Here is a 22,057-nt window from a genome sequence, read left to right on the forward strand (position 1 = left end):
GGGGCCTCGGCAACGCGCGAACTCCTATTTTTTCTGCGGTTTTCGCGATTTTCGGGTGGGGAAACTTACACCGGGGTTGGATGCCCCACCCGAATCCAGCACGGCTGCCACGCTGCGCAGCGCCTCAGGTGCCGCATCCCCCAAGGCTTTTGCCAAAATAAGCTGTAATTTCGCGGACTCACAATACAGACCCAGAAGCGCCGGCGCGCTCTTTTGGAGCGCCGCGAGGTGTCGAGCCACGGTCGCCGCGTCGCCCCGACGGATCGGGCCGCTCAGCGCCTCCGGCAGCCCCACTACTTCCAGGTTGTCGGCCACGCTCCGGAGCAAGGGGGCCAACACCCGCGCCGCCTCGTCCCGCGGCACTCCCGCCGCCGCCAACAGCTCTGCTCCGGCGGCGGCGAGCGCCACACCGCCGTTGGCGACGATGCCCCCCGCCGCGTGATAGAGCGCGCGCTTCACGCGCCACCGCTGCGGCCGCATGCCCAGCGCGCGCCCCAGCGTGCTCGCTCGCCGTACGGCAACCTCGTCTCCGCTCACGAGCAGCAATGCACCCGCGAAGCTCGGGCTCGTCTTCCGCGATGCGAAGCTCAACATGGGATGCGCCTGACCGACACCCGCCGCGCATCGGCGCAGAGGCGCCAGCACCTCGGTGCCCATCGCTCCGGCCACGTGCACCACGGCGGTGCGGCGTGACACCCAGGGAGCAAGCTCTCGCGCGACGCGCTGCAGGTCGCCGTCGCGTACGGCGAGCACCAACAGCGCATCTCGAATGGGAGCGCGCACACCGCGACCGAGCGCGATCAACTGCACGCGGTGCGGCGTCGACGCGAGTCCCCGCGAAAGTCCGCGCCCCACCTTGCCGGCACCCAAGATGGTGACGTTCATCGATACAAGCCCTGCTCAAGCACGTAGGCGAGCACCGAACGCGGCAGCAGGTGAGCGAGCTCCTTTTCGCTCTCCGAAGCGACCAGCTCTCGAATGCGCGTGGACGACACCTCCGGCAACACGGCGACCGGTGCGTCCGCGTGGGGGTAGCCCACTCGCCCCAGCACCAGAGGCGGCGCAATCTGGCAAATCCGCTCGAAAGCGTGCCATTTTCGCGCTTCGAACAGCACGTCCGAGCCCACCACCAGGCGTAAGGACCAGTCCGGATGCCGGGCGCGAAGATGCTCCAGAGTCCGCAGCGTGAGGCTCGGCGTCTCGAGCTCGGACTCCACCGAGCTCACCTCGACCCCCGGCAGCCAAGCCACCGCGCGGCGACACATCTCCACGCGGTGCTCGAAGGGCGCCAGGGGTTTTTCGAACGCGTGGCGGAACACCGGAACCACGAGCACGCGATCCACGTCCATCGCGCTCAGCAAGTAAGCACACGCGAGCACGTGGGCGACGTGCGGTGGGTTGAAGCTGCCGCCATAGAACGCCACTCGCGTCACGACTCGGGGCTCCGCATGCTGAGGCGTGGCCCGCTGCCCGCGATGAAGCGCTCGCGTCGGATCTCGCGTCCCATGTTGTCGAACAGCGCCAGGTGGATGCCGTCATCCAGATCCTCGAGCACCATCATGCCGAAGTGGTCCAGGCTTCCGGGTGACAGGAACCAACGGGAGCCGACTTGTTTCACCAACGGCTCGCCGCTCTTGCCGTAGACCAAGACGTTCGCCGAAGCGATGTCGTCCTCGTCCAGATCCGCCTTGTCGTGGATCATGACCACCACGCGACCGCCGAGCAGCTCCAAGAGCCGGGTGCCGTCACCCGGAAGTGATTCGAAGATCGAGAGCGAGCGGCGTTCGCGCTCGGCGACGAGGAACGCGTCGATCTCGTGGGGCGTCGCTCCGACGCAGCTCTCCGCCGCCCGATTCCACAGCGCGTGATCCGCGGGATCCGCCCCCACCAGGCTCTCGGCCCAACGGCGCACCAGCTCGTCCAGAGCGCTGTCCGTCCCCAGGTACACCGCCCGCTGAACGGCCAGCTCCTGATGCAGGAAGCGCGCGGCCCGCTCGAGCGCTTCGCCCTGTCCGTTGGCCGGTCCGAGGAGCCCCAATCGCATGGCGTATGGCTGCCAAGCTACTTGGTTTTTCCGCAAGGTCCAACGCGCCGCGGCCGGCCATGACGAAAGCATTGGCCAGGCCGCCGGCAGCGCGGGTATGCGGTGGCCATGGCCTACCGCCGTGAGCCTCCCCAAAACCCCGTCGAGGTGGTGCACGACGGGGACGTGGTGGTGGCCGAACGCGGGGAGCCGCTGGCCTGGACGCTGATCGGCGCCGATCGCGTGCTCCTCACCCGAAGCCCGAAGCTGCATCGACCGCGGGGCCCCTATTGCCTGCGGGGAGCGTGCGAGGGCTGCCTCGCGCGGGTGAACGGCGACCCCAACGTCATGACCTGCCTGCACCCGGTACAGGGGGGCGAGCAGGTCGACACCCAAAACGTGCTCGGCTCGCGCAGCTTGGACGTTTTGCGGGCGACGGACTTCTTGTTCCCCCGCGGCATGGATCACCATCGCCTGCTGGCCGGCGTGGCCGGCGTCTCCACCGTGGTGCAAAAGTTCGCGCGTCGCATCGCCGGTCTCGGACGCATGCCCGACGCGGATCTCGAGACTCCTGCCGCGCGCCGTCGAGACGTCGACGTGCTGATCGTGGGCGGGGGCAACACGGGCCTCGCGGTTGCCGGCGAGCTCGCTGGTCTGCAAACGTTGCTGGTCGACGATGGTCCCCACCTCGGTGGCGCCCTCGGCGCGCTGGCCCCCGAGCGCGTGGCCGAGCGAATCGGCGCCGCCCGAGCCGCGGGCGCGGAGCTCGCGCCCCGTACGACGGCCATCGCGCTATCGCGAGAGCCGGAAGCGGGACCGGGCCTGTGGGCACTGTTGATCGACGAACGGGGCGCCACCCTGGCCCGCGCCAAGCGCGTGGTGCTCGCGCCGGGGGAGCACGACGTCGCGCTGGCCTACGAAGGCAACGACATCCCTGGCACCCTGTCCGCCCGCGCCGCCCTGTGGCTCTGGAATGGCGGCATCGCCGCGGGACGCAAGGTGGTGCTGATCGGCAACGGCCGCTACGCCGATGCCTTTGCCAACGCGGCTCGAGGAGTCATCGACATCTCCCGGGTGGCGCCCGAGAACGTCATCGCCGTCAACGGAGACTCCCGCGTGAGCGGTGTTGTGGTGCGCGACGGCCCCAAGAAGCACAAGCTCGATGCCGACGCAGTGCTCGTCGACGGCCCCGGCGCGCCGGCCTTCGAGCTCGCCGTTCAAGCGGGCGCCGAAGCGCCGTTCTCGCCGCCCCGCGGCTACTGTCCGCGCGCCAGCGCGGACGGTCAGGTGGCGCCGGAGACCTGGGCTGCCGGAAGCGTGCTCGGGCCCGGACGCGTGGCGGACGCGGCACGCGTCGCGGCCGCCGTCCAGCGCTCCCTCAGCTGAGTCTCAGCTCTCGACCAGCGTGCCGAACAGCGTCAGCCCACCACTGACGAACACCACGTCGAACACGCCCATCAGCTTGAAGTAGTCCCCGAGCTCGGAAAACGGCGCGCCGCCGAACAGCTCCCGCGTCGCCGCCACCGCGGTGAGCAGCGTGGGCGCGAGCAGCGGAAACAGCACGATGGCGAGCAGCAGATCCCGCGCGCGTGTGCGCACCGTCATCGCGCCGAACAGCGTTCCCGTAGCGGCGATCCCCGGCGTCGCCACCGCGATGATGGCGATGAGCCCGGCGGAGTACTTCAAGAGATCCACGGAAAAGAGCAGCGCCGTGAGCGGCACCACCACGATCTCCACCACCGCCAAGAACGAGAGCAGACCCACCGCCTTGCCCGCGAAGATCGCGCTGCGCGACACCGGCGATACCAAGAGCCCCGTCAGCGCGCCTTCCTCGCGTTCGCGCTGCCAGGCGCGCGCCAAGCTCAACACCGCGGCGAAGGCGATGCTGAGCCAGATCACGGCGGAGGCCACCAAGCGCTTGGAGGTGGGGCCGCCGAACAGCGAGAACGACGCGATCACCACCACCAACGCCGCAAAGAACGCGCTGGTGGTCACCACCTCTCCGCTCTGCACCTCGATGCGGAGGTCCTTCCCCAAGATCACCGTAGCCTGCGTCCACCACCCGGGTGGGCGGGGCGGCGTCCGGTCCTTGCCACGGACCAAGGGCGCTTCGGCGGCGGGATCGTCGACCATGAGGGCGGCGATTATGCGCCAAGCCCCGAGCTCACGCCATCGCAAGAGCGGCTCTCGAGCCGGGCGCTGGGCACTCTGAGGTCGCGCGCCGCGCGGGCCTCGACTACCCTGCCGCGCCATGGCCGACGTAGTCATCGAGCACACCTACAACTGCAGTGAAGACACCTTCTGGGACAAGATCTTCTTCGACGAGGAATACAACCAGCGCATGTTCAAGGAAGCGCTGGAGTTTCCTCACTACGAGGTGACCAAGTCCGAGGACGGGGACAAGGAAGTCCGCCGCACCGTCAACGTGGTGCCCAAGCTCGGTCCCATGCCGGGCCCGGTCAAGAAGCTGATCGGTGATGGTCTGGGGTACGAAGAAGAAGGCGTCTACGACAAGGCGACGCGAAAGTACTCGATCAAGATCACGCCCAACAAGTTGGCGGACAAGATCAACATCACGGGCAAGATGTACACGAAGCCGGAGGGCGACGGTAAGCTCAAGCGCGTGTTCGAGTGCAGCGTGAACGCGAAGATCTTCGGCATCGGCGGTCTGCTAGAGAAGCAGATCATCGGCGACATGCAGACCAGCTACGCCAAAGCCGCCGAGTTCACGAACAAGTTCGTGGCCGAGAAGGGCCTCTGAGCTCGCACGGAGCAGCGGGGCGCTTTCGCCCCGCTGGCTTCAGTTCTTCTTCGTGCGACGCGAGACGGCTCGATGAAGATCGAGCAGCCGCGGAGTGGGGTAGCGCTGAAGACGGGTCTTGTAGCCCTCGTCCTTGGTGCGCTTCTCCAGCTCGAGGATGGAGCCGATGAGCTTGTCGCGGCTGCCGAAGTCCTTCTTCACGGTGGACAGCACGTCGTGCAGGCGGAGGAGCTTCTCGTTGGAGACGCGAGCGAGACCCTTGTCGTCGTTCACGCGGTCGAGCCACAGCTCTTCGGTTGCGAGATTCTGAACGGCTTCGACGAGCTTTTCCTTGCTCTCGAACCGCTCCTTGACCACGGCCAGGGGAGTCTTCTTCATCGTCGTCTCCTGTGCTGCCCAAGCAGGCAGCGACGGGGGCGGGCCTTTTAGCAATGGTGGGCCGGCCGCGCAACACGGGTCTCGCGCCGGACCAAAAAACCAATGAAACCAATGGTTTGTAGCACCATTTCTACGAGCTAGGCAGGGCTTTTCCCCGGCTTTTTGGTTTTTGTCGGCCCGGCGCGGAACCACCCTGGAGCGCCGGATGACTCGCAGCGCACCAAATGCTAACGCGCGGCCCTCATGTCTCCGCGCGTGCGCTTCGCTCCGTCACCCAGCGGCTATCTGCACATTGGAGGCGCGCGCACGGCGCTCTTCAACTGGCTGTGGGCGCGAAGCCAAGGCGGCCAGTTCATCCTGCGTATCGAGGACACCGACCAGGACCGTTCGAGCATCGAGAGCGTTCGCGCCATCCTCGACTCCATGCGCTGGCTCGGCCTCGACTGGGACGAGGGGCCGGAGGTGGGAGGCGACCGCGGCCCGTACTTCCAAAGCGAGCGCAAGGATCTGTACCGCGCGGCAGTGGAGCGCTTGATTGAGCGCGGGCACGCCTACCGCTGCTACTGCACGAAGGAAGAGCTCGACCGGGCCCGCGCGGAGCTCAAGGCGAAAGACCCGAAGGCGCAGTTCGTCTACCCCGGCACCTGTCGCAATCGCAAGGACTCGCCGGACCTGCCCCACGTGGTGCGCTTCAAGTCACCGGACAGCGGCGTCACGCGCTTCGTCGACAAGGTGTTCGGCGAGGTGAGCACGCCCAACGAGGTGCAGCAGGACTTCGTCATCGTGCGCACCGACGGCTTCCCGCTCTACAACTTGGCCGCGGTGGTCGACGACCACGAGATGGGCATCACGTTGGTGGCGCGGGGTCGGGATCACATCGGCAACACGCCGCAGCAGGTGCTGCTGTACCAGGCATTTGGCTGGGATCCGCCGGATTTCGCCCACTTGCCCATGATGCTCTCGCCCAAGGGGGACAAGCTCAGCAAGCGCAATGCTTCCGTCGGCGTGCAGGACTATCGCGACCGCGGCTACACGCCGATGGGCGTCTTGAACTACCTGGTTCGCTTCGGTTGGTCCCACGGAGATCAGGAGATCTTCAGCCGGGACGAGCTGATTCAGCTGTTCACTTGGGAGCGCGTGAACAAGAGCGACGGCAAGTTCGACGAGAAGAAATTTGCCGACGTCGCCTTCGAGCACCTCAAGGATCCCGAGCTCACCACGGTGGACGAGTATGCGGCGTGGGTGAAGCCGTTCCTCACGGCCCGCGGCATCGACCGAGCTGCGGATGACCAGCTCCGCGCCGCCATCGGCACGGTGCGCGAGCGCGCCCGCACGCTGGTGGATGCGGCCAACGCCGTCGACTACTACTTCCGCGAGCCGCCCGAGCTCGACGCCGCGGCGAAGACCAAGTTCTTGACCCCGGCGTCAGCGCCGCAGCTCGAGGCGCTCGCCGCGCTGTATCAGAGCGTGGAGCCCTGGGAAGCGGAGAAGCTGGAGTCCGCGCTCCGCGAGCTGGTCGAGAGCCGTGGGCTCAAGATGAAGGAAGTGGCGCAGCCGGCGCGGGTCGCGCTCACCGGTCGCACCGCGAGCCCGCCGCTGTTCGACGTGATGGTGGTGTTGGGCAAGGCCAAGAGCCTGGCGCGCCTGTCGAAGGCCGCGGAAATCGCCAAGGCCGGCTGAGAAGCGATGCACCCGCTGATCGCGGCTCCCGAAAACCTGACGCTGCCGCTGACCCGGCTGCACGTGGTCTCGTGGTTCGACTCCTTGCTCGGCTACCCGCCGATCAAGGCGCTGCTACCGATCCCCATCTTGGCGGCCATCGCCCCCGTCATCTACTGGTTCTTCAAGGACACCTGGCGACAGCTGAACCACGAAGCCGCCGCCTACCGCGCCGAGCAAGAAGCCAAAGACGTGATGGATCTGCGGCCTGCCGCCTGCATGGTGATCGTCGCGGTGGTGCTCACCTTGCAGGAGTACTACGGCGGGCGGCAGTTCTACGACCAGCTGATCCGACCCTGGCTGCAGGAGCTGGAGCGGGGTGGCGCCAGCTGGGTGAAGCTCCACAAGTACGACGAGTACTACGGCTACTGCTGGTGGGTGGCGACCCGCGTGATCGGCTACGTGCTGGTGCCGCTGCCTCTTTGGAAGCTGCTGTTCCCGAAGGACAGCCTGCTCGACATGGGCTACCGGGTGCGCGGCTTCTTCAGCCACCTATGGATCTACGGGCTGTGCTTGGCGGTGGTGTTGCCCGCCATGCTGCTGGTCGCCTCTCAGCCGGACTTCGGCAACTACTACCCGTTTTACAAGGCGAGCTCCCGCAGCTGGTTCGACTTCCTGATCTGGGAAGGCATCTACTGGCTGCAGTTCCTGTCGCTGGAAATGTTCTTCCGCGGTTGGATCGTCGGGGCATTGCGCAAGAGCATGGGCGCCGGGGCCATCTTCGCCATGGCCGTGCCCTACTGCATGATCCACTACGGCAAGCCCTACCTGGAGGCGAACGGCGCCATCGTCGCCGGCATCGTCCTGGGCTCCCTGGCCATGCGCACCCGCAGCATCTACTCCGGCTTCCTGGTCCACATCACCGTGGCGTTCTTGATGGATTTCCTGGCTCTGTGGAAGCGCGGCGCACTCCCAGTTCACTTCTGGGCGCCCGGCTAGCCCCTGGGGGTTTGCCTGCCACCACTTTGTTGCACAATCTTCGCCCGACGCGGGGTAATGGAGCGCCGCGGCAGAAGCCCGGTGGAGGATTGGATTGAACGACTCGAGCGACAACGGAAGCGACAGCGGCGGCTGGACGCCAGCGAAGAGCGCAGCGCTCTACCAGGTGAACGGCTGGGGCGTGCCCTACTTCTCGGTCAACGAACGTGGCCGGATGGTCGTCACGCCGGATCCGGATCGTAACGCGAGCATCGATCTGCACGAGCTCACTCAGGGCGTGAAGGAGCGCGGCATCGATCTCCCGGTCCTGATCCGCTTCTCCGACATCGTCGCACACCGCATCCGTCGCTTGAACGAGTGCTTCCAGCAAGCCATCCGCGAGCACGAGTATCCGGCGAGCTACCGTGGCGTGTTCCCGGTCAAGGTGAACCAGCAGCGCCACCTGGTGGAGACCATCGTGGAAGCCGGCCGGCCCTGGCAGTACGGGCTGGAAGCCGGGTCCAAGCCGGAGCTGCTCATCGCGCTGGCCACCATGCAGGACGTGGGCGGCCTCATCATCTGCAACGGCTACAAGGACCTGAGCTACATCGAAACCGCCCTCGTCGCGCAGAAGTTCGACAAGACGGTGATCGTGGTGATGGAACGCGCGGACGAGCTCGACGTCGTGCTCCGCGCGTCGGAAAAGCTCGGCATCCGCCCGGTGCTCGGTGTGCGCGCCAAGCTCACGGCCAAGGGCGTGGGCCGCTGGGCGGACTCCGCGGGGGACCGCGCCAAGTTCGGTCTCACCACCTCGGAGGTGGTGGAGCTCGTGGATCGGCTGGCCGAGAAGGACATGCTCGATTCCCTGAAGCTCCTGCACTTTCACATCGGCAGTCAGATCTCGAGCATCATCCCGATCAAGAACGCCATCCAGGAAGCCGCCAACATCTACGTGGAGCTCGCCAAGATGGGCTGCGAGATGGGCTACTTGGACGTCGGCGGCGGCCTCGCCATCGACTACGACGGCTCCAAGACGGACTTCCACGCGTCCAAGAACTACACCCTCGGCGAGTACGCCGCGGACATCGTCTCTCACGTCCAGGCAGCGTGCACCAAGGCCAACGTGGCCCCCCCCACGCTCGTCAGCGAGAGCGGCCGCGCGGTGGCCGCTCACCACTCCGTGCTCGTGTTCGAGGTGGTTGGCTCCAGCGAGGTGCGCTTCGGCGAGCCGGTGGAGCCCACAGCGGAAGCCCACCGGCTGCTCAAGGACATGTACGAGACGTACAAGGGCATCAGCGCCAAGAACGTCCAGGAGAGCTTCCACGACGCGTCCCAGGGCAAGGAAGAAGCGCAGAACCTCTTCAAGTACGGCTACTTGGGCCTCCGGGAGCGCGCCCAAGCGGAGCGCCTGTTCTGGGCCTGCTGCGAGAAGATCCAGGAACGCTTGCGGCGGCTCAAGTTCGTGCCGGAAGAGCTCTGGCACCTGGAGCAGACGCTTTCCTCCATCTACTACTGCAACTTCAGTCTGTTCCAGTCCGCGCCGGACATCTGGGCCATCGATCAGCTGTTCCCGATCATGCCCATCCACCGGCTCGAGGAAGAGCCGGACGTCACCGCACGCCTCGCGGATCTCACCTGCGACAGCGACGGCATGATCGACCGCTTCATCGACGTGGAAGAGGACAAGAAGGTCCTCGAGGTGCACGAGTTCCGCCGTGGCGAGCCGTACTACCTGGCCATGTTCCTGAACGGCGCCTACCAAGAGATCCTCGGAGACCTCCACAACTTGTTCGGCGACACCAACGCCATCCACGTGAGCGTCACGGATGAAGGCTACGAGCTCCGCCACGTGATCAAGGGCGACAGCATCGAAGAGGTGCTGCGCTACGTGGAGTACATCCCCGATCACATGGTGGAGGCAGTGCGCCGCCAGGCCGAGCGCGCCGTGGCCAGCGGACGCCTCACGACGGAGCAGATGCGCACCCTCATGCAGCACTACGAATCCGCGCTGCGCAGCTACACGTACCTCACGGAATAGCGGCTCACCCCCGCTCCCAGCCCGGGCCTCTTCGTCTTCAGGTTGTCGGTCCGCCGCGGTGCCGTCGCGCCGCCCGGCGAAGGAAATCTTGAGCTTCTGCTCAGCCGCCGCTGAAGAAGCTCTGGCGCCCCGTGAGCGAATATTGGGCATGGCTCGGCACCGTCGCCGGCCCGGAGGACGAACCATGCTCGACACGATTCTTTCGATTTTTGGCATTGGCGGCGAGAAGAAGCCCAACTTTGCGGCGCTGAACCCGGACGACGTCGACGGCTACTATCGAGCCAGCCACGAGATCGATCAGGCGGAGCGCGAGAGCCCCGAGGCCCTGAAGGCCACCTACGCCCGCTACGGGCTGAAGAACGAGGACCACTGGGACGAGGTCCGCGGCGCCTTCGCCATGCGCCACAAGAACAACCCGGACTTCGCCTTCGGCGCGGCGCGCGTGGGTCTCGAGGTACAGATCAAGGACATGGCGGCGAAGAGCTACGCGTTCCCGATGAACGTGCTCGACCCGGTGGACGGCGTGACCCTGGATCGCCTGGCCTACATCGTGGCCAGCGCCGAAGCCGCCGGCCCCAGCGCCTACGCGCAGTTCGGTCTCGATCCGGCGCGCTTCGAGCGCATCCAGAGCGAGTGGAGCTCACGCATGAGCGCCAGCGCGGATCCCTTCTCCGCCAACATCCTGAGCAGCCAGTACCACGTGTACCTGCTGCAAGCGCGCGGCGTCGTCTCCCGCGGCGGCGCGGCGTTCTGAGCCCGTCCCGCGCCTACCTACCGCCCGCACCCGCGTTCGCATCCGCGGTTCGCACCCGCGCCCGCATCCGCGCCCGCATCCGCGCCCGCATCCGCGCCCGCATCCGCGCCCGCATCCGCGCCCGCATCCGCGCCCGCATCCCGCACTCCGCTCACCGCAGCCGCAGCCGCAGCCGCCCCCGCTCACCGCAGCCGCAGCCGCAGCCGTCCAGGTGAAGGGCGCAACACACGCTGCGCCCTTCATCTGGTCCTTCAGCGCGCTCGAGAATGCGCCAGCCGGTACAAGGTGCCGATGATCTTCTGCGAGCGATCTTCGATGGCGGCTGGAAGTGGCGGGATGTAGCGAAGCCTGACACTGACCTCCAGCGCCGCGCAGCTCTCGCGCATCTCGCTGAGCGCAATGGTGTACTTGGCGCTCTTGTTCCTGCCGCGCGCATCCATTCCTTCTGCGGTGTTCAAGACGACCGACCGCGACGCTCGGCGAAGTTGCCGCGCGAGATCTGGATCGTGTTTTTCGACCCGAGTGATGGGCTCCGCCAGGTCTTCTATCCAATCGAGCATGTCCGAGTAGATTCTGAGCATCACGCACTCCCGTGTTCTCCCGCTCGCACCCTGCGAGGGGCACCCGCCCCCGCCCCAGGCGCGCGCAGGCCGGGTCCAGGGCGCCGCAGGCGCCGCGCGCGCAGCGCGCGGGCATGCCCCTGGAGGCGGCCGAGCACGCCGGTACGATCAGAAGCCCCGCAGCAGAACAGAAGCTTCATCCTCGCGCTTCCTCACCCCCGCACGTCCGTCGCACACGCACCCTTTCGCAGCTCGCCGCCTCCAGTCTCCGCTCTCCGCAGCCGCCGCCGCCGCCGCAGCCGCATCCGCTCTCCGCGCCCGCCGCAGCCGCATCCGCTCTCCGCGCCCGCCGCAGCCGCATCCGCTCTCCGCTCTCCGCGCCCGCCGCATCCGCATCCGCTCTCCGCATCCGCATCCGCTCTCCGCATCCGCATCCGCTCTCCGCATCCGCTCTCCGCATCCGCTCTCCGCATCCGCTCTCCGCATCCGCTCTCCGCATCCGCTCTCCGCATCCGCATCCGCTCTCCGCATCCGCGTCCGCGTCCGCATCCGCTCTCCGCATCCGCATCCGCTCTCCGCATCCGCGTCCGCGTCCGCGTCCGCATCCGCTCTCCGCGTCCGCATCCGCGCCCGCATCCGCGCCCGCATCCGCGCCCGCGTCCGCGCCCGCATCCCGCACTCCGCTCACCGCAGCCGCAGCCGCAGCCGCCCCCGCTCACCGCAGCCGCAGCCGCAGCCGTCCAGGTGAAGGGCGCAACACACGCTGCGCCCTTCATCTGGTCCTTCAGCGCGCTCGAGAATGCGCCAGCCGGTACAAGGTGCCGATGATCTTCTGCGAGCGATCTTCGATGGCGGCTGGAAGTGGCGGGATGTAGCGAAGCCTGACACTGACCTCCAGCGCCGCGTAGCTCTCGCGCATCTCGCTGAGCGCGATGGTGTACTTGGCGCTCTTGTTCCTGCCGCGCGCGTCCATTCCTTCTGCGGTGTTCAAGACGACCGACCGCGACGCTCGGCGAAGCTGCCGCGCGAGATCTGGATCGTGCTTTTCGATGCGCTCGATGAGCTCCGCCAACGTTTCGATCCAATCGAGCATGTCCGAGTAGATTCTGAGCATCACGCACTCCCGTGTTCTCCCGCTCGCACCCTGCGAGGGGCACCCACCCCCGCCCCAGGCGCGCGCAGGCCGGGTCCAGGGCGCCGCAGGCGCCGCGCGCGCAGCGCGCGGGCATGCCCCTGGAGGCGGCCGAGCACGCCGGTACGATCAGAAGCCCCGCAGCAGAACAGAAGCTTCATCCTCGCGCTTCCTCACCCCCGCACGTCCGTCGCACACGCACCCTTTCGCAGCTCGCCGCCTCCAGTCTCCGCTCTCCGCAGCCGCAGCCGCAGCCGCCGCATCCGCTCTCCGCACCCGCAGCCGCCGCAGCCGCATCCGCTCTCCGCATCCGCAGCCGCGTCCGGGCTCCGTGTCCGCGTTCGCAGCCGCGTCCGCGCCCGCGCCCGCATCCGCTCCCCCCATCCGCTCCCCGCAGCCGCTCTCCGCAGCCGCTCTCCGCAGCCGCTCTCCGCCTCCGCTCCCGCATCCGCTCTCCGCAGCCGCCTCCGCCTCCGCATCCGCATCCGCATCCGCCTCCGCATCCGCGTCCGCGTCCGCATCCGCTCTCCGCAGCCGCGACGCTGGGCGTTTCCGCGACGTCCAGCTTTTCGCGGTGTTTCCGCGGCGCCCCGACAAGCCCTTGAAAAATCTTTGGAATGCGGTCCCAGAGAGCGGCGTTTCCTGGACGCGGGGCCTTCGCCCTGGCTACGATTTGCGTGTCACCGATGAACCCGCTCCGCTGGTCTCCCTCCGTCTCCCGCTGGTCCCGCCGTCTGGCCACGACCTTTGCGGCGGCCACTCTGACGCTGGCCACCTCCGGCCGCGCGGACATCTACAAGACGGTGGACAAGGACGGCGTGATCTCGTTCACGAACTCCCCATCCAAGGGCGGGAAGCTGGTGGCGAAGGATCGCCCGAAGGTGAGCGCGGTGATGCCGTCGGACAGCTCGCCGGAGCGCTTCACCCGCTACGACGTCCACATTCGCCACGCCGCCACCCTGTATCAAATCCCGGAAGAGCTGGTGCGCGCGGTGATCAAGGTGGAGAGCGACTACGACCCGCGCGCAGTGTCCCACGCGAACGCCCATGGCTTGATGCAGCTGGTGCCGGAGACCGCCGAGCGCATGATGGTGACGGACTCCTTCGACCCACGGCAGAACATCTTTGGCGGCGTGCGCTACCTGCGCGTGCTGGCCAACATGTTCAACGGCGATCTGGAGCTCACCATCGCCGCATACAACGCCGGTGAAAACGCCGTGATTCGCTACGGCGGCATTCCGCCCTACGAAGAAACGCGGCAGTACGTGGCCAAGGTGCTCGCCTACTATCGTCACTACCGCACGGTCACGGCGATGTACGGCGCGCGCTAAGGGCGGCGCTTCTTGCTGGTCTTCTTCTTGGCGGGGCTCTTGTCGTAGCCGGCGAGCGCTCCGGCGAGCTCGCCCTTCACGCGTTCCACGAGCTCCGGCGGTGACACCACGCGGGCGCGGGCGCCCCACTCGAGCACCCAGCTGGTGACCGGATTGAGGTTGCCCACGGTCATGGTCAAACGCACTCCGCCCCCGGCGATACCGGAGAGTTTCTGCGTGGCGTGGACCTTGCGCATGCGCACGTACTCCACCGCGCGGGCGTCGAAATCGATCACGACCTTGTGCTTTTCGCGGCCCTTCCAGATGCCGAATTCGCCCTGAAAGTAGTCCTCCACGTCGAAGCTCTCGGGCAGCTCGAAGCGCTGGGTATAGGAGCATTCGGTGTCGCGCATGCGGTCGAGGAGGAACGTGCGGATGTCGCCCTTGTCGACGTGTTGGGCCACGCAGTAGATGGAGTCTCGGTGCAGCACCATGGCGTAGGGGTGGATGGTGATGCGCTCCTCACTGGCCTTGCCCGCGCTGCGGTAGGAAAGCGTCAGGGGTCGGAGGTCCGACACGGCCTGGAACAGGTCGTCGAGCTCGTCGGTCTTCTCGCGGTAGTTCTTGGGAGCGTGGGGCAGGTACAAGAAGCGGTCCTCGAGCCGGGCGTCCGCGAGGCCGGCGTTCGGGCCGCGACCCGGTCGCTGGGCGAAGGCGAGGAGCTTGGTGATGGCGAGATCGATCTCGTCGAACAAGGCCGACCCTCGCATCGGCTCGAACAGCCGCCGCGCGGCCAGAATGGCGTACGCCTGCGTACGTCGGAGCTCCACCTTGCGGGGGAGCTCACTGGCCCGGATGCGCCAGAGCAGCGGCCCGCCGCCCCGCACGGCCTTGCTCTCGAGGTTGTACTCGCGTTCGATCTCCTTGAGGTAGCGACGCAGCGTGCGCGGGCTCACGTCCAAGGAATCCGCGAGATCGTAAAGCGAGAGGCCACGCGGGTGCCGCGCCAAGAGCTCTTGGAGCATGTCGAGGCGTCGGTGCTGGGTGAAGCGTCCGCTCGGCCGTCCGACCTTCTTCATGGGTCGAGCCTCCTAGATCGCGGGCCGCGCGTCGACACCCGCCCTACGTGTGCGACAAGGTAGGTCTTTTCTCCGCTTCGTGAGTCTTGAGACCCCGGATGGAGGGGTGTACCTTCGACAATGATCCCCTTCTTGTGTCGGGCGTCGCCGCGGGGATGCGGCGCACACGGCACGAACGTCTGCCTCAGCGGACACAGCGGACCGAGCGTGACATGAGCCGAAATCGCCAAAAGGTCTTCCGTCTTGCCTCCAAAGCTACGGCAGTACTGCTCGTGGGTGTTGCCGTCAGCGCGGCCCTCGCGCCCAGCATCGCCCGCGCTCAGGAGCCTCCGGCGTGCTTGTCGCAAGACCCCAAGGACTGGCCGTCTCCGTCGAAGCCCTACTTCATGATCGCCTTCGACACGTCGGGCTCGATGACCAGCACGGTGTCGACCACCAACTCTTGCGGATACCCCAACAATCGCATCGGCCATGGACGCTGTGCGCTCAAGAACACCGTGCAGGCTTTCGCGGGCGAGGTGAACTTCGGCCTCGCCACCTTTGCTTGGCGCAACGAATGCACCGGCGCAGCGAACCCCAACGACTGCCCGAGCAGCGGTACCTGCAGCGCCGTCTACGCGCCGGGGACCAACAACTTCTGCGGACCTTGGCTGAACGAGCCGACGCTCTCCCAGAACGTGCACTCCGGCGGTCACGTCGTGGTCCCCATGCTGCAAGATCACTATTGGTCGCTGCCGCAAGACCCGACCAACGTCGGAACCATCCTGCAGATGGCCGACAACTCCTGCGGAACCAACAACGGCGTCAACAACGGCAACGGAACCTGGAACGGTGAGCTCGGTGCCAACTCGAACACGCCCCTCGGCGGCGTCTTGTTCGACATGCATCGCTACTTCTCCGGGACCTATACCGACAAGTGGTCCTCCACCACGCTGGCGAGCCCGATCGGAACGCTGGCGCAGGGCGAGCGCTCCTGCCGTTCGCTGAACATCATCCTGATCACGGACGGCGACGAGACCTGCGATTCGGGCGTCAATCCCACGCCTATCGCGGGCGGCTGCCGCGCTGGCTTCGGCTCCTACCTGAACAATTCCGGGGAGCGACTGGCGACTTACGAGGCCGACCGCCTCTACACGCAGGGCATCACCTTCGGTGGGCAAAACTTCAAGGTCCGCACCCACGTCATCGCGTTCGCCGGTGCGGACTTGGTCGCGGCCGGGCACATCGCCAGCTGCGGCGGAACGGGCAGCGCTTACTCCACGGCGAACGAAGCGCAGCTGTCCCAGGCCCTGTCGAACATCATCTCCAGCGCCATCAAGCCGGAGACCTGTGACAACACCGACAACAACTGCAACGGCTGCACGGACGAAGGCTACAAGCACTACTGCAACATCAAGCCGTCTGGCCAGTGCTGCGCTTGGAGCAACCAGACTCAGCGCACCACCTGTCTGAACAACTACCAGGGCTCGATCACTCCCGGCAATCCGACCGGTGACTTGACGCTCTTGCCTTGCACCACCGCCACGCAACAGACCCAGCCGCAGAACTGGCTCTGCTACGACCCGAAGGAGCTGTGCGACAACAGCGACAACAACTGTAACGGCAGCACCGACGAAGGCTTCAACAAGTGCGGCAGCCCCGCTCACTGCCCCCAGGCCGAGACTTGCAACGGCCAGGACGACGACTGCGACGCCATCATCGACAACTCGAGCGGCAGCGGCGTGCCCTACAGCGCCTGCCCGAACAACTGCCAGCCCAGCGCCGAGATCTGCGACGGTTGCGACAACGACTGCGACGGCGTGGCGGACAACGGGGTGGCGGACATCGACTGCGGATTCTCACCGCCGACCAACTGCGCCGGCAAGCGCGTGTGCCTGAGCAAGGGCGTGAGCGTCCCGGTGGGTGGCTGCGTCGGTAGCGGCGTGCCCAAGGGTTTCGGCACCTGCAACAACTCCCCGCAGGCGGAAATCTGCGACGGCCAGGACAACAACTGCAACGGCACCGTGGACGAAGGCATCGCCCCCACGGAGTGCGAGATCCCCGGCCAGCCCGGCCTCGTGTACCAGGACGCCGCCCACCCCAACAGCCAGTGCCTCAAGGGCCTCAAGCCCTGCAACGGTACCTGCAGCGGCTGGGTGGGCCCCACGCCCGAGGTCTGCGACGGCATCGACAACGACTGCAACGGGGTGGTGGACGACAACGTTCCCGGCGTGGGCAACGTGTGCGGTACCTCCACCGGCCAGTGCCAGAAGGGCACCACCGCTTGCGTCGGTGGCGTGCTGGTGTGCCAGGGCGGCGTGCAGCCACAGCCGGAAACCTGCAACGGCCTCGACGACAACTGCGACGGCACGGCGGACAACGCGCCGCTGACGGATCAGCCGAGCACCCCCGGCTGCTGGCAGAACAGCGGCAACTGCTGCCAGCACCAGAACCTGCACTGGTGCCCGCCCGCGGGGGCGACCTGCAACGGCGTGGGCAGCCTGAGCACGCCCTGCCAGACGGGCTCGCTGGTGTGCGATGGCGCCAACGGCTGGAAGTGCCAAGGCGGCAAGCTGCCCACCCCCGAGGTGTGCGACGGCGTGGACAACAACTGCAACGGCACCAAGGACGACGGCCTGGGCTCCCCGATCGGAGACTCCTGCGGAATCAACGTGGGCGAGTGCACCACCGGCGTGAACATCTGTGACAACGGCGTCATCAAGTGCAATGGCAAGGGAGGGACGCCGGAGATCTGCGACGGCAAGGACAACGACTGCGATGGCACCATCGACAATGGCCTGCCCATCGGTGGTTCTTGCACGCCGACCTACGACACCAACCTGTACCCCGGGGATCGCACCAAGGGCGAATGCAGCCCTGGCGTGAATCAGTGCGACCCGAACAATCCCACGGTGCCCGTCTGCGTGGGCGGCCAAGGTCCCCAGCCGGAGGTGTGCGATGGCAAGGACAACGACTGCGACGGGCTGATCGACGAGCCCGGCCCGGCGCCGGATGGCATCGACGGAACCACCAATCCGTTGGATCCCAACCAGAAGATCGGCGACGCCTGCGGCACCGACGAGGGCGAGTGCAAGAAGGGCAAGCTCTCGTGTGACAAGGGCAAGTTCGTGTGCACCGGCGGCGTGGGGCCGCAACCCGAAGCGTGTGACTGCCTCGACAACGACTGCAACGGCAAGATCGACGACGAGGCCACCATCGATGGCGGTGCCGCGCAGAACCTGTGCAGCCCGGGCAAGACGTGTGTGGAGGTGCAGGCGGGATTGTGCCAGTGCGCGAGCCCCTGCGGCTCCGGCGAGTTCCCCTGCCCCACAGGCAGCGACTGCAAGACCGTCAACAAGAGCGGCACGACTCAGACTGCCGGCAACTTCTGCGTCAGCGACAACTGCGGAGACTGCTCCACCAAGACGGTGAAGGACTCGAGCACCGGTGAGGTCTTGTGCGGTCCGGGCGGCGGCGTGCCCCTGTGCGTGTGCAAGGGCAACAGCTGCAAGGACCCGTGCGACGGCATTACCTGCCCGACCGGCCAAGAGTGCGCCAAGCAGGGCGCCGCAGCAGGCACCTGCCAGCCGGTGGGCAATTGCTACTTCTTCGGCTGCGATCCCGGCAAGCTGTGCAACGGCGGGGTGTGCGTCGACGACCCCTGCGACCCGAACACGTGCCAGGCGGGCGAAGTGTGCAAACCCAACGCCACCTTCGATGAACCGCGTTGCGTGGGTAGCTGCGCGGGCGTGACCTGCAGCGCGGGTCAGGAGTGCGTGGAGGGCCAGTGCACGGACACCGGTTGCGGCACGGACTGCGCCAACGGCGAGGTGTGCCAACCCGATGGCGACGGTGGCTTCTCCTGCGGTCCCAGCAAGTGCGTGACCGAAGGTGGGCTGCCTTGCTCGAACGGCGCCTACTGTGACCCGACGACGGGCCAGTGCGGCAACGACCCCTGCGAGGGCGTGGTTTGCCCGAGCGGCCAGGTGTGCGCCGAAGGCGAGTGCGATTGGGCGCCGGAAGCAGGCACCGGTGGCAGCAGCGGCACCGGCGGCGGTGGCAGCGGCGGGACCGGTGGCAAGGACGGCGGTGCGGGCGGCTCCACCGGCACCGGCGGCACTGGCGGCGGCACCACCAAGCCGACGAACGAAGAGCCGCAGGGCGTGTGGGGCTTGGCCACGGGTGGTGGCGGCTGTGCTTGCCGTACCTCCGGTTCCGAGCGGCGCGTTCCGGCCGCACCCATCGCTCTGGTCGGCGTCGCGCTCTCCGCCATGGCCTTGAGACGCCGCAGAAGGCGGCACACCAAGGCCAGCGAAGGAGCTTCGAAATGAAGCGTCTGGCGTTTGCTCTCTTGTCCAGTGCGTTGCTGGGACTGGTCGGCGCCTCGGGCTGCACCACGTCGAGCTTCTGCTTCGACGACTGCGGTGATCAGGACGGCGGAGGCGGCACCAGCGGCAGCAACTTCGACGGCGGCGGTGGCAACGGCGGGCTCATCGACGCCGGCGGCGACGGCGGCACCGGCAACGTCATCAACGTCGATGGCGGAGATGGCGGCGGCTGCAAGACCACCAACAATGGCGTCGAGATCTGCGACGGGCTGGACAACGACTGCAACGGCAAGGTCGACGAGAACGCCGACTTCACCAGCACCCAGACTTGCGGCACTTGCGACAACAACTGCGCAGCGCCGCCCCACGTCATCAACCCCACCTGCGTTCCGCCGGCCAAGTTGGACGGCAAGACCCCCGGCACCTGCAAGTACGAAAAGTGCGAGCAAGATTGGTACGAGATCAATGGGGACCCCAAGGACGGCTGCGAATACAACTGCCCCTGGAACCCCAACGGCACCAACACCACCGACCCGGGCGGGGTGGACGGCTGCGGCAAGGATGACGACTGCGACGGCACCGTCGACGAAGACCTGAACACCTGCGACGACACGGAAAACTGCGGCAAGTGCGGTCTCAAGTGCGTGGTTCCCAACGGCACGCCGAAGTGCACCACCAGCGCACCGACGGGCACCCAGTGCACCACCGCGAACACCAAGTGCGAAATTGCCCAGTGCGACGCGGGCTACTACGACAACAACAAGTCCCCGGACGACGGCTGCGAGTACAAGTGCCCCGTCGCCACCCCCGGTCCGGAGATCTGTGACGGCATCGACAACGACTGCGATGGCAAGATCGACAACGCCGACTCGGATCTCGAAACCCAGGACCCGGACGTGGGCGACAGCTGCTTCGGCGGCACCCAGGGCCTGTGCATCTCTTCCGCCCACCAGGGGCTGAAGAAGTGCATCGGCGGTCAGATCACCTGTTGTGACCCCGATTCCAACACCATCAACAGCACCAATCCGAACCTGCCGCCCACGGGCGTTCGCAACGGCGTGTGCGACGCCCCCACCGGCAACCAGGTGCTCAAGCCCGGCGACGTCCAAGAGACGTGCAACAACATCGACGACGACTGCGACGGCACGCCGGACGACAGCCCCATCGACGAGGGCGGAACCTGCGGCGTCTCCGTGGGCAACTGCCAGACGGGCACGGAGCAATGCCAGAGCGGCGCGCTGGTGTGCGTGGGCAAGGTGGACCCGACCACTGACATCTGCAACGGCCAAGACGACGACTGCGACGGCGTGATCGACGGCGTGATCGGGAGCGGTACCCCGCAGAGCTGCACCCAGGACTCGCAGTGCAGCGGCGGCAAGCTGTGCCTGCCCCGCAGCGGCCCCTCCGACAAGGTGTGCGCCACCCCGCCGGGCGACGCGATGGGCGACTGTAACGTCCCCACCCCGCCCCCGCCGGGCGTGTCCCAGCCGTGCAAGAAGGGCACGCTCTCCTGTGTGGGCGGCGTGAAGAGCTGCATCGGATCCATCGGCCCCACCTCCACCAGCGACAAGTGCGGCGAGGACTCCAACTGCGACGGCGTGCTCAACGGTCAGCCGGATCTGCAGAACGACGTGAAGAACTGCGGCTCCTGTGGCAACGACTGCACCCAGCTGTCGCCCAACGGCCACGGCGTGTGGGCGTGCCAGAGCGGCGCCTGCGTCCGCACCGGTTGTGAGGCGAACTTCATCAACTGCGACGGCAACAACAACGACTGCGAGAAGTTCTGCAGCTTCGTCTCCGCCAACGAGCAGTGCAACGGCATCGACGACAACTGCAACTGCCAGGTGGACGAGAACATCACCAACAAGCCGAGCCCGGTGCAGGTGTGCGGCGTCTCCCCCGCGGCCACGGACAGCGGCTGCACCAGCGGCGTGAACGTGGCGTGCACCTCCGGCAGCTGGAACTGCACGTTCCCGAGTGGGTACTGCACCGGCACCAAGCCGGACTACTGCACGGCCACCGTGGACACTTGCGACAGCAAGGACAACAACTGCAACGGCGCCGTTGACGAGAACTTCAAGCCCCCGGTCTTGAACCAGGGCTACGTGGGCCAGCCCTGCGCCAGCGACGACGGTCTGCCGCCGCCGGGCCATGGCGCGTGCAAGGGCGTGGGTACCTACCAGTGCGCCACCGCGAGCTCCACGGCGTGCAACGCCGTAAAGGACAACAGCAAGGTATCCGCCGAGCTGTGCGACAACGTCGACAACGACTGCGACGGCGTGGTGGACGAGTCCTATCAGGCGAAGGGCACCAACACGACGTACTGGGTCAAGCCCGCCGTCACTCGCCTGGCTTCGAACCTCTGGGTCTACCAGTACGAGGCCAGCCGACCGGGCGCCACCAACGTGGACCCGGGCAGCGGCAACGGCTACCACACATCGGCACCCACGGGCGTACCGCTGGATCAAACGCAGTCGTGCTCCGTGGCGGGCGTGGTGCCCTGGTTCAACGTGACGCCGGTGGAAGCCGCGCAGACCTGCGCTGCTCGCGGCGGCCGGCTGTGCACCACCGCGGACTGGCAGACCGCGTGCCACGCGACGGCGAACTGCAAGTACGGCTACAACCCGCGCACCGGCGCCTGCAACCAGCCGGGCACCTACACGGGAACGGCAACGCGCGTGTGCAACATCGGACCCTTCGACTTCGACGGGAACGCGAGCAACGGCATCACGGATGGGCTCTTGCCCACGGCGTCCGGCGCCCTGGCCAACTGCTGGGCGGACTGGAGCGGTCTGCAGAGCAACAGCGCCGCCCAGAACAACATCCGGGACATCATGGGCAACCTGCGGGAAATCACCTACAACCCGCCGCCCATCAGCCCCAACGGCTGCAACCAGTCGGCCTCCAACAGCACCTGTCTCTTCACCCTCATGGGTGGCGCCTTCAACACCCAGGCGGAAGATGGCGCCAGCTGCGACTTCACCTTCTTCACGGTGGATGCGCAGTACAAGCTGTTCGACGTCGGCTACCGCTGCTGCTTCGACCAGAATCCGAGCTGAGGGCCCGTCGGGTTTTGGC

General features: G+C 67.0%; 17 protein-coding genes. 9 read left to right on the forward strand and 8 right to left on the reverse strand.

Annotated features, from left to right (window positions below):
* Positions 1 to 24: 24 nt before the first annotated feature.
* From H6717_38360 to H6717_38370, 3 genes are read right to left on the reverse strand one after another with little or no spacing between them, the layout of a single operon-like run.
* Positions 25 to 885, reverse strand: coding sequence for a DUF2520 domain-containing protein (locus tag H6717_38360; protein MCB9582964.1), 861 nt, complete (start codon positions 883 to 885; stop codon positions 25 to 27).
* Positions 882 to 1,433 carry a nicotinate (nicotinamide) nucleotide adenylyltransferase gene (nadD, locus tag H6717_38365; GenBank protein MCB9582965.1) on the reverse strand — a complete coding sequence of 184 codons (552 nt, stop codon included), beginning with the start codon at positions 1,431 to 1,433 and terminating at the stop codon, positions 882 to 884. The genes H6717_38360 and nadD overlap by 4 nt, the downstream gene beginning before the upstream one ends.
* A complete protein-coding gene (locus H6717_38370; protein ID MCB9582966.1) occupies positions 1,430 to 2,044 on the reverse strand; it encodes a hypothetical protein in 615 nt (204 codons plus the stop codon). The genes nadD and H6717_38370 overlap by 4 nt, the downstream gene beginning before the upstream one ends.
* Positions 2,045 to 2,152: 108 nt before the next feature.
* Here H6717_38370 and H6717_38375 point away from each other — a divergent pair, with 108 nt between their 5' ends.
* Positions 2,153 to 3,409, forward strand: a complete 1,257-nt coding sequence (locus H6717_38375) for a (2Fe-2S)-binding protein (protein MCB9582967.1) — start codon at positions 2,153 to 2,155, stop codon at positions 3,407 to 3,409.
* 3 nt (positions 3,410 to 3,412) lie between these two features.
* Here the strand turns inward: H6717_38375 and H6717_38380 are convergent, their stop codons facing one another.
* Positions 3,413 to 4,156, reverse strand: coding sequence for a heme exporter protein CcmB (locus H6717_38380; protein MCB9582968.1), 744 nt, complete (start codon positions 4,154 to 4,156; stop codon positions 3,413 to 3,415).
* A 118-nt stretch (positions 4,157 to 4,274) separates the two neighbouring features.
* Between H6717_38380 and H6717_38385 the strand changes: the two genes are divergently transcribed.
* Positions 4,275 to 4,784, forward strand: a complete 510-nt coding sequence (locus H6717_38385) for a DUF2505 family protein (protein ID MCB9582969.1) — start codon at positions 4,275 to 4,277, stop codon at positions 4,782 to 4,784.
* A gap of 39 nt (positions 4,785 to 4,823) precedes the next feature.
* Here the strand turns inward: H6717_38385 and H6717_38390 are convergent, their stop codons facing one another.
* The gene (locus H6717_38390; GenBank protein ID MCB9582970.1) at positions 4,824 to 5,162 is read right to left on the reverse strand and encodes a hypothetical protein; all 339 of its coding nucleotides are present in this window, start codon (positions 5,160 to 5,162) and stop codon (positions 4,824 to 4,826) included.
* A gap of 243 nt (positions 5,163 to 5,405) precedes the next feature.
* On the opposite strand from H6717_38390, the gene H6717_38395 reads away from it, so the two are divergent.
* The 4 genes from H6717_38395 (at position 5,406) to H6717_38410 (ending at position 10,591) form a co-directional block, all read left to right on the forward strand.
* Entirely contained in the window at positions 5,406 to 6,842 is a 1,437-nt protein-coding gene (locus H6717_38395; GenBank protein MCB9582971.1) for a glutamate--tRNA ligase, read from the forward strand.
* 6 nt (positions 6,843 to 6,848) lie between these two features.
* Positions 6,849 to 7,820 (forward strand): CPBP family intramembrane metalloprotease, encoded by a 972-nt coding sequence (locus H6717_38400; protein MCB9582972.1) that lies wholly within the window; start codon positions 6,849 to 6,851, stop codon positions 7,818 to 7,820.
* Positions 7,821 to 7,914: 94 nt separating this feature from the next.
* Positions 7,915 to 9,837, forward strand: a complete 1,923-nt coding sequence (speA, locus tag H6717_38405) for a biosynthetic arginine decarboxylase (GenBank protein ID MCB9582973.1) — start codon at positions 7,915 to 7,917, stop codon at positions 9,835 to 9,837.
* 184 nt (positions 9,838 to 10,021) lie between these two features.
* A complete protein-coding gene (locus H6717_38410; GenBank protein ID MCB9582974.1) occupies positions 10,022 to 10,591 on the forward strand; it encodes a hypothetical protein in 570 nt (189 codons plus the stop codon).
* Between the two features lie 251 nt (positions 10,592 to 10,842).
* Here H6717_38410 and H6717_38415 read toward each other — a convergent pair whose 3' ends face one another.
* Together H6717_38415 and H6717_38420 are read right to left on the reverse strand one after the other, a co-directional pair.
* Positions 10,843 to 11,172, reverse strand: a complete 330-nt coding sequence (locus H6717_38415) for a four helix bundle protein (protein ID MCB9582975.1) — start codon at positions 11,170 to 11,172, stop codon at positions 10,843 to 10,845.
* A gap of 763 nt (positions 11,173 to 11,935) precedes the next feature.
* A complete protein-coding gene (locus tag H6717_38420; protein ID MCB9582976.1) occupies positions 11,936 to 12,265 on the reverse strand; it encodes a four helix bundle protein in 330 nt (109 codons plus the stop codon).
* 704 nt (positions 12,266 to 12,969) lie between these two features.
* Here H6717_38420 and H6717_38425 point away from each other — a divergent pair.
* Positions 12,970 to 13,614, forward strand: a complete 645-nt coding sequence (locus H6717_38425; GenBank protein ID MCB9582977.1) for a lytic transglycosylase domain-containing protein — start codon at positions 12,970 to 12,972, stop codon at positions 13,612 to 13,614.
* On the opposite strand, the gene H6717_38430 is transcribed toward H6717_38425, so the two are convergent.
* Positions 13,611 to 14,672, reverse strand: coding sequence for a transcriptional regulator (locus H6717_38430; protein ID MCB9582978.1), 1,062 nt, complete (start codon positions 14,670 to 14,672; stop codon positions 13,611 to 13,613). The genes H6717_38425 and H6717_38430 overlap by 4 nt on opposite strands.
* Before the next feature lie 212 nt (positions 14,673 to 14,884).
* Between H6717_38430 and H6717_38435 the strand changes: the two genes are divergently transcribed.
* Complete coding sequence (locus H6717_38435) at positions 14,885 to 18,982, forward strand: hypothetical protein (GenBank protein MCB9582979.1); 4,098 nt, start codon at positions 14,885 to 14,887, stop codon at positions 18,980 to 18,982.
* A complete protein-coding gene (locus H6717_38440) occupies positions 18,979 to 22,038 on the forward strand; it encodes a hypothetical protein (GenBank protein ID MCB9582980.1) in 3,060 nt (1,019 codons plus the stop codon). The genes H6717_38435 and H6717_38440 overlap by 4 nt, the downstream gene beginning before the upstream one ends.
* Positions 22,039 to 22,057 lie beyond the last annotated feature (19 nt).

Source organism: Polyangiaceae bacterium, assembly GCA_020633235.1.
In the GTDB taxonomy this organism is placed as follows: Bacteria; Myxococcota_A; Polyangia; order Polyangiales; family Polyangiaceae; genus JACKEA01.